At 57.4% G+C, this 8774-nt stretch carries 5 protein-coding genes and 1 pseudogene; all 6 read right to left on the bottom strand.

The window, feature by feature from the left end; genetic code table 11:
• Positions 1-36 precede the first annotated feature (36 nt).
• Positions 37-1287 (bottom strand): DnaJ domain-containing protein, encoded by a 1251-nt coding sequence (locus Q0216_RS08055; RefSeq protein ID WP_298594387.1) that lies wholly within the window; start codon positions 1285-1287, stop codon positions 37-39.
• Positions 1288-1341: 54 nt separating this feature from the next.
• Positions 1342-2892 carry an Hsp70 family protein gene (locus Q0216_RS08060; RefSeq protein ID WP_298594388.1) on the bottom strand — a complete coding sequence of 517 codons (1551 nt, stop codon included), beginning with the start codon at positions 2890-2892 and terminating at the stop codon, positions 1342-1344.
• 122 nt (positions 2893-3014) lie between these two features.
• Entirely contained in the window at positions 3015-4349 is a 1335-nt protein-coding gene (locus Q0216_RS08065) for a DnaJ domain-containing protein (RefSeq protein ID WP_298594390.1), read from the bottom strand.
• Positions 4350-4493: 144 nt separating this feature from the next.
• Positions 4494-6056 (bottom strand): Hsp70 family protein, encoded by a 1563-nt coding sequence (locus Q0216_RS08070; protein WP_298594391.1) that lies wholly within the window; start codon positions 6054-6056, stop codon positions 4494-4496.
• Positions 6057-6155: 99 nt separating this feature from the next.
• Positions 6156-6779, bottom strand: a complete 624-nt coding sequence (locus Q0216_RS08075) for a hypothetical protein (RefSeq protein WP_298594393.1) — start codon at positions 6777-6779, stop codon at positions 6156-6158.
• A gap of 80 nt (positions 6780-6859) precedes the next feature.
• A pseudogene (locus tag Q0216_RS08080) lies at positions 6860-8774 on the bottom strand (hypothetical protein); the annotation flags it as partial.

An 8774-nucleotide genomic window follows, 5' to 3' on the forward strand; every position in this document is an offset into this window, starting at 1 on the left:
ATAGGTGCTCTCCCCTGCGTTCTTTGACGGCTTTCCTTAACGGCCCAGCCTACTCAAGCTTCGGATGAAGATACCGAAAATCATCAGGATGACGCCCAGAATTCCCGTTGCAGTTCGAGTGGGGTCATACCCCTGCCCCGTTAAAGCCCTCTGGTTGGTCTTCCAATAGGGCGGGAACGAAGTATAGAAAGCAAAGAGGGGAAGAAGGATGAACGTCACCAGCGTCATGTATCCGTTGATCGTGTCGTAAGCAGCCTGGTTTGACGAACGGATCGCCCCCTGCAGGAGCGCCCAAATGACGCTCAGGACCAAAGACCCTGCAAAGAACGTCACCACAAAGCGCACCAGCCTTCCGAAGGTAAAAGGACGGCGGCGGGCAAAACGCATGTTCTCTTCAATGTTCCGGTACTTCTGCATCAAATCGTAGGGAAGCAGGTACGCGTCCCGGACCTTTGACAGGCTCGAACGAATCGCCTTCACCTGCTCTTTCGAGTTGATGATGGTTATCCCGTTATAGATAACGCCGTGGGAGTCTGCCTCCTCCATGTGGATGATGGCGTGCAGACGTAACATCTGCGGGTTATCGGGGTATGCCGCAAGTGCGTTATCCGCATCTTGCAGAGCTTCAGCGTGCTGTCCCGCATTCCAACGACTGATGATGAAGTCGCTGATGTAGTCGGTGTCTCCCGGTTTCAGAGCCATCAGCTGACGGTTGATACCCATGACGCGCTCGTGGTCTCCGTCGCGTTGAGCCAGGCTGCGCTCCATCATGAGGAGGAATTCCTCGTGCTCCGAACCGTAACGGCGTGCCTGCGAAATAGCGTGCATGACATCTCGGCGACGGTTGTAGTCCCAATCGCCCCACAGGTACGCCGCCGCCAGTTTCTCCCACGCTTCAACATCATCGGGACGAATCCGGTGCATTGCCTGAGCGAACTTTACCAGAGAGTTCCAGTTCTCGTTTTCCCAGGCGTAGCGCATGTCAGCGCGCAGGCGTTCCTCTTTAGAATCTCCGCCCGTAGAACGAGGCTCCGCAGAAGGTCGGGGTGCGAATCCTCGACGCTTCAGCGACTCATCATAAGAGGCGCGGACAGAAGGATTCAGCAGAGTCTGCTCAACCCGGTCTAGCAACTCCAGGCGGTCCTCACCCTCACGTGCCTTGGCGCGTTCAGGGTGACTGGTCAACAGTCGGTACCGTTTGCGTTGCTCACGCAACGCTTTCTCCACGTCCTCAGCCGTCGCGTTGTGTGGAAGGCCGAGAACCTCGTAAAAATTCTCAGTAGTCATAGATACTCATATCTCACCGGTGTTCCATCACCGGTGGTCATGGGTAGCGGGAGGCTAGTTCACCTCCATGCCGCCGATCTTGCGCTGCGCCTCCTGCACTTCTTCAGGTCGCAGGTTGGCCACACGCTCAATGTTGAAAGAGCCGAGAGAAGCATTAGCGGTCAGGTCAATCACCTCAACACGAACCGTCTGGTCCACGTCGTAGGCGTAGATGACCTTCAGCGGCGCACCCTTCGGGTAGGCGGGCAGGGAAAGCTCGCCGGTACCAACAACGGTCACCAGCTCGGGGTCGCGTTCCTCGCCCTGAGTGACCTTAATGTCCAGGGCGTTCTGACCGTCGAGCAGGGTTCGGGTGTTCTGTTCGTGGGTGCAGGGAACCTTAGTGTTACGCGGAATCACCACGTGGTTAAAAGTCGAACCGTCGGCGTTGTAGAGGATAATGCCCAGCGCCTGGCTGGTCACGTCGCTAATCTTGACGCTACCGCCCAGGAAGCCCTCAACAGTTGCCTTGGAACCAACCTGCTCCGTGCTGACCTCCACGTCGCCAGACAGGGTTGCCTGAACTGCAGCGCCGAGAGCAACCGCCTCATCAGGGTTAATATCGAGCTCAGGGGTCTTGCCGGAGATACGCTCCACCAGGGTTCGGACCGCAGGCATGCGAGTCGAGCCGCCCACCAGCAGCACCTTATCGATATCAGCCCAGGTCAGCTTCGCCGCGCTCAGAACATCCTCGAGAACCTCCTGGGTACGGTTCAGAAGGCTGACCGTGCACTCCTCAAACTCCTCACGAGTCAGCGGCACACGGTAGTGCTGACCCTCGGCGGAGAACTGCACGTTCGTCTTCGGAACAGTCGACAGCGCCTTCTTCGCAAACTCAGCCTTCTCACGCAACGCAGCGGTGAGGGAAGGATCTTCCAGAGCGTCCGGAGCGCCCTGCTCCATCAGACGCTTATTCAGGTATTCCATCAGGGCGTTATCGAAATCGAAACCACCCAGGTTACGGTCGCCGTCAGTAGCCAGAACCTCAAATTCGGTACCGCTAATCTTCAAAATAGTGACGTCAAAAGTGCCACCGCCCAGGTCGTACACCAGCACGGTGCCGTTGGCGTCAGCTTCCACACCGTACGACAGGGCTGCAGCGGTCGGCTCGTTCAGCACACGCAAAACGTTCAGGCCGGCAATCTGACCCGCGTGGGCGGTGGCGGTACGACGTGCATCATCAAAATAAGCGGGTACGGTGATGACGGCGTCGGTGACCTCTTCGCCCAGGGCAAGCTCAGCGTCTTCCTTCAGACGCTTCAGGATAATTGCAGAAACTTCCTCAGCGGTGTACTGGGTGCCCGAAGAAGCATCAAAACGCCAGGTCGGGTCGCCAATAAAACGCTTGACGTACTGGACGATATCCTCGGGGAATGCCGCTGCCTGGCGCTTCGCCTGCTCGCCCACCAGAGGCTCGTCCGCACCGCCGAAGGATTGGAAAAGCACCACGGAGGGGGTCACGGTGTCGCCTTCCTTGTTGCGAAGCACCTCAGGCACACCAGTAGGACGAACCACCGAAACTGCAGAGTTCGTGGTTCCCAGGTCAATACCAATTGCAATACCCATAAGTCATTCTCTTTCTAATCGTATGCTTACTGCGGCAAAATACCGCAGATGTATATGTGAGTTAGCGTTTCTTGTGATGTCTTCGATAGCCGGCGTTCGCACTACGGCGTCCCGTTTCAGGGCTACGTCAGCGGTTCGACTCGCTTCACCCCGTACCACCACGGCACAGGAGGTGCCAACGGAGAGTTCTTCTTCGCACGCTTCACAAAGGACCGGTCATCGGACCAGCGGGCGGGGAAAGCCGCCGCCATGAATACGTACGGGAACAGGATGACCTGTATAAGATCCTTGATCCACACAGATACCGCGATATCAGCCGGAATTGCGCTCAAACCAAGTAGCTCCACAAGCTGCGGAAGGAACAGGTAATTCGCGAGGAAAAGCGTGACCATAGTCCCCATGAGGGTCAGGCGGCTTCTGCGTCGTCGGGCGGCAGCTACAGCTCCGCGAACCTCCTGCACAGCCTGCTCAAGTTCAGCAAAACCGTTCAGAGGCAACCTCTTCAGCTGGGACAGGCGCAACTGCGCCAAACGAACCTGGGCGGAACTCACCATCAGCCCCAGAGGCGAGCGCGAGGTAGCATAAGGGTTGGGCCCAGCAAAACCGCCGTACGTGCAACGATAGACGTCGTAGAGCAGAGCCCATGCGTACGTCTGAACAATCGCCGCGTCACGGCGACCGGACTTGTACTCTTCACGCGCTTCACGTATCGCCTCACGGGTATGCCCGGCCCCTGCCTGCTGCACTATTGCCTGTGCTGCTTCCAGCTGCTGGGGGTCCGAGTCCCGCCTCTCGAGCTGAGGAAGAATGCGGTACGGAGTCCTCCAGGGCTCGTTCGGCGCGGGGGTACGTTGAGCCGGAGCTTCTTTCTTCGGCTTCTCCTTCTTCCGAGATGCCTTACGTTTCTTCGGCTTTTCTGGCTTCTGACTCTTCTGAGCAGGCTCAGGGACCGCAGGCTCAACCGGAGGCTGGTTAGGAACAGGCTGAGTCGGAGGTGTCGTCGCCGAAGGATGCGGTGCATCCGGCGCGTCAGGCACACGCTGACGCAAACGCTCTAGCTCCTGCTCGTGTTCTTGCTCCTTGCGGCGCATCTCCTGCCGCATACGTTCCATCTCACGCCGCATCTGCTCGGCCTGTTGCTGAGCGTCAATGGTCTGCCGTTGCAGGTCCTCATTCGGTTGAACAGGTACAGTCTGTTCAGCCCCTGCGTTTCCACCGGCCGGGGCTGTCGGGGAGCTCTGAAGATTCGCATCGTAGGTCGCACGAGACTGCTGATCCAGCAGATGCTTCTCTGCCTCAGCAATCAGCTGCATCAGTCGTTCGCTCTCGTGACGCTTTTCTGCGTTCGGGTGATTCGCGCGTGCCCGGGCAGAACGACGCTTCTGAACGATTGCCTCACGCACCTGTGCTTCGGTTGCGTTCGGTTCAATCTCCAGGATTTCGTAGTAATTCTGCATGACGATAGCTGGTCCTCATCGCTTTCTCGTCGGTCTTTGTAGACGTTTTACAGATGGTTTGTGTAGGGGTGCTTGAGGCCCGGTACCGAGCATCAAGCTATAGGGCTGTTCGTCCGCCCCGACGGGTATATAGCTACCCGTCACCTACATGATGGTCATGCCACCAATTCGTTTCTTTGATTCCTCCACCTGAGCCTCCTTCAAATTGGACACTCGCTCGATGCTGAACGTGCCCAGAAGGATTCCGGAGGTCAGGTCCTTCACCTCCGCGTGGATAATCTGATCACGATCGTAGCTGTAGGTGATGGATAGCGGTGCGCCCTTAGGGTAAGGCGGCATGCGAAGGGTCGCTTCACCCACTAGAGTGACAAAATCTGGATCCCTGTCATCTCCCTGAGTCACACGGAATTTGACTTCGCTCTGGTAGTCACAGACGGTCTTTACAGTAGTCGTCTCGTTCGCCGGCAAGGGAGTATTACGGGGGATGATGATGCTGTTGATCTCATCCTTCTCGTTCTCGTCCAGTACCAGCACGCCCAGTCCCTGACTTGTCACGTCCTGCACACGCACCGGGGCACCGATGTAGCCTTCAACTGCTGAGCGTCCGCCAAGGTATCCGACGGTCTCCTGGCTTTCCGGTGCCAGAAGTGCCGCCTGTACCGCTGCTCCGAGAGCTACAGCTTCATCGGGGTTGATGCTCGTATCTGGTTCTTTCCCGCTCAGGGTCTTGAGCATTGCGCGAACGGCAGGAACACGGGTAGACCCACCGACCAGAAGCACACGGGAGATGTCAGACCAGTTCAGACGCGCTGATTCCAGGGTATCGATGACCAGGTCACGTGTGCGGCGCAGAAGACGCTCAATGCGTCGTTCAAACTCTGCACGCTCAATAGTGACTCGGTACGAGGCGTTCCCGGCAGCGATCTGTACGGTGGCAGTCGGCGCCGAGGACAGGGTTTTCTTCACCTGTTCCGCCTGCTCACGCACTACGTTCAGAGTGTTCAGGTCGTCGAGGCAGCTGGGGCCTCCCTGCGAACGGACCTGTTCATCGATCATGAGCTGCAGTTCGCTGTCGAAGTCATACCCGCCCAGTCGGCGGTCACCGTCCGTTGCTAGAACCGTGAAATCGCCACCTGAAACGTTCAGGATGGTCACGTCAAAGGTACCGCCGCCCAGATCGTACACCAGGACAGTCTCATGGGTATTTCCCCTCGTGGAGACGCCATATGCGAGCGCCGCAGCCGTGGGTTCGTTCAGTACACCCAGCACGTTGAGCCCAGCAATTTCACCGGCGTGGCGGGTCGCTAGGCGGCGTGCATCGTCAAAGTATGCGGGCACGGTAATTACCGCGTCCGTGACGGGGACGTTCATCTGCATCTCGACGTCTTCTTTCAAACGACGCAGAATCATTGCGGAGATTTCCTCCGAGGTGTAGCTGGATCCCGTAGCCGAGTCGAAACGCCAGCTGGACTCGCCCATGTACCGCTTAACATGCTGAGCAACATCTGAACCGACACGGCTTGCGTGCTGTTTTGCTTGAACGCCAATCAGGGGCTCGTCACCAGCGCCGTAGTCCTGCAGCAGGACTACAGAGGGGGTCGTATTTGCCCCGTCGCGGTTTCGCACAATCCGCGGCACGCCGGTGGGATCCACCACAGCAGCGGCGGAGTTGGTTGTGCCCAGGTCAATTCCGATGGCAATTCCCATCGTTTTCTCCATCCCTCGTCGATTAGTGTTTATTCACGGAACGCCACATCTCTGAGGCTCCGTATAGGTTGGCTCCGTATAGGTTGGCTCCGTCTAGGTTTAGAAGGTCGTGTATGAGTCCCTACTCATGAACGCGCCGTGACCAGTTGTGTGGTCCCAGCAGGTCACGCCCTTTTCCGTCGCGCCACAGACGATGTTCCCGCTGTACACGCTGGTGTTATACAGCAGCACGGCATCAGTCTGGGTAAAGGTTTCAGGGGTTTCGTGAGAGGTCAGGCGTGCTTCTTCTGCGGTGAAATCAATCCACCAGAGGGGCTCGCCATCGGCTGCTACTCCGTAGGGTTTATCGTCGTAATAGTTCACGATTCCACACCCAAATTTTCCGTCGATATTCTGGCAAATAATGTTGCCGGTCGGAGAGCGGAAAATCGGAGCGGTCAGCCCGTTACGGGTCGTTGAAGAAAGCAGCTCAACAGCATCGGAGGGGATGCGCTTCTCCCCTGCTCCGGGGTATGCATCGGCCGGGATCTTCCCCTTCTTGGGGGTGCTCGAGGAGCTGAACTGGATACCGCGGAAGAGGTTCTCCACGAATCCTCCGCCGCTACCATCGGGATGTGTGTACCCCCAGATATTTCCACATCCGGTCAGCAGGCAGGCTAGAGTAATGGCCAGCGTGGCACCCACGCCACGGCGAGGTTGCTTCTTCTTATTGTCAACGTTCATTGTTCTTCCTTCCTGCGGCCTTCCTGTAAGGGCTCCCGTAGAGCCCGGCTAGTGTGCCGGGCTCTACGGCTGACAAACGGTTACACGCCCCAGGGTAGTACCCCGCGGCGGGCCTTCGTCAGCGCTTCACGTCCATCCGGGTCGGTTTCCATCTTCTCTTCAAATGCTCGGTACTGGTCGAGCACCATTGCGTCAATGACCTCACGTTCACGAGAGCCGAAGATGGGAGTAGGTAGTAGCTCTTCCAGGCGGCGAAGGACTGCCTGAGAAATAAGCATTGTGCCTTCCGTCTTGTAGAGGTAGGGCAATGCGTAGCCCACGCGAAGTACCGTCACCGGCAATCCCCATTCGTAATGAATGGTGAAGGCGAGGTTCTCGGTCAGCTCAGCGACCTCATGATCGAAAGTACCGCTCTGGAATTTTGCCGGATACGACACATCGTAGGGCGCACCGGGTTCGCATTCCACGCATCGACGGTAATGCTCCGAGAGAGGGATCGGCTGCTCGTAGAGCTTGCCGTCGGTGCGGTAGGTCGCGGTAGAGCAGGGGGTCTGCTCGTACCTCTCGTCGTAGTCCAGAGCGCCGGTTTCAAGAATGATAACCTTCGGGTTGTACGCGCTAAGTTGCGTCAACAGGCTGTTGAGGGCTTCGTCCCGCTGGATATCAGGCACCTGCCCGTAAACGAGTACGAGGTGATGGTCAGGGGTTACCCCCTCCTCACCGGGCAGGAGCATATGCCGAATTCGCATTTCCAGAGCTTCGTCACTCTCGTAGAGTGCCTTATTCATCTGGTCAACGCGGAAGGAGCGTTCCTCCGGCGCCATGAGGGCGACGGTACGCAGAGGCTGGCAGTTCGTCCAGCGGCTGTCCTTCGGACCGCGACGGTAATCCACCATACCGGGGTACACGCCAAATACAACGGTGCATTCGGCACCTTCAGCCAGCTCCTGAGCCATCCGCTGTGCGTTCATCTCCTGTTCCATGTTCTCGGAAGCGGATGCTTCGTCTTCAGCCGCGTTCTTGATATCCACCTGAATGTTGGGGTTACGGGTGACCTCGTACCATTGGGCGTTCGGGTCCTTCGAGAAGGTTGAGGCTCGGTACACTATTTCGGCGTATGCCTCAAACTCGACTGCCACGCGTGTGGCCAACTCAAAATCCCAGATAATTCCTTGGACAATGTCCACGTCAATCGGCAACTCTTCTACCTGCGGGTATTCTTCGGCCGCCTGCATACGATTCGTCTGCCAGGCGGTCAGGGCATGGCTACCTGCAGCCATCTGGTAGGTCATTTGGTAGAGCGCTTCAACCGATTGGATGTCCTGCAGCAGTTCTTCGCCGAAGGGGAAATACTCCGTCTCACGCAGGTGGTTCGTCAAAATCCACAGCATGTGCGATGCTCCCCAAACGTGAGGTCCCATACCCAAAATCTGAGGAACACTAATGCGGTAGATGTAGACGTTCAGGGTGCTCTTATTCCCGAATATCTCGGCGATTTCTTCAGCACTCAGAGAGGAACCAATTTCCGGGGTAGATTTGATGAGATCGTTGCCTTCAATGCAGGGTGTTTTACCGCGACCATCGGCGGGAAAAGCCGAGTGGTCCTTCCAGAAAACGCGGGGCTTGAATGAGCTGTGCAGGCTGAGGTTAACAATCTCTTCGCGCTGCCCTTTGGCGGTTCCAGGCGCGCCCTTCATGGGCACAGAGTAGGTGGTAAATGATTCATAGCCGGGGCCCAGCTTCTCATTGGCTACACCAATAATGTGGGAGGCTAGCACGTACACCTTAGTACGGTTCCAGGTTTCGGCGGCGCGAAGTTTCGAGGCGAAAAGGGCCAGCTTGGCGTAGAACCCCTGGGGGTTCCTATCCGGTGCATCACCGGTTACCAAGTACAGTCGAGGCGTTCCGTACAGGCTGGATAGCGCATACTTCTGGTTGGCGGGCCCAAAGTCTGCGCCCATTACCAGGTGGCATACGGGAGGGTTCAGGGGAGGT

This window comes from uncultured Rothia sp. (assembly GCF_937976295.1).
Lineage (GTDB): Bacteria > Actinomycetota > Actinomycetes > Actinomycetales > Micrococcaceae > Rothia.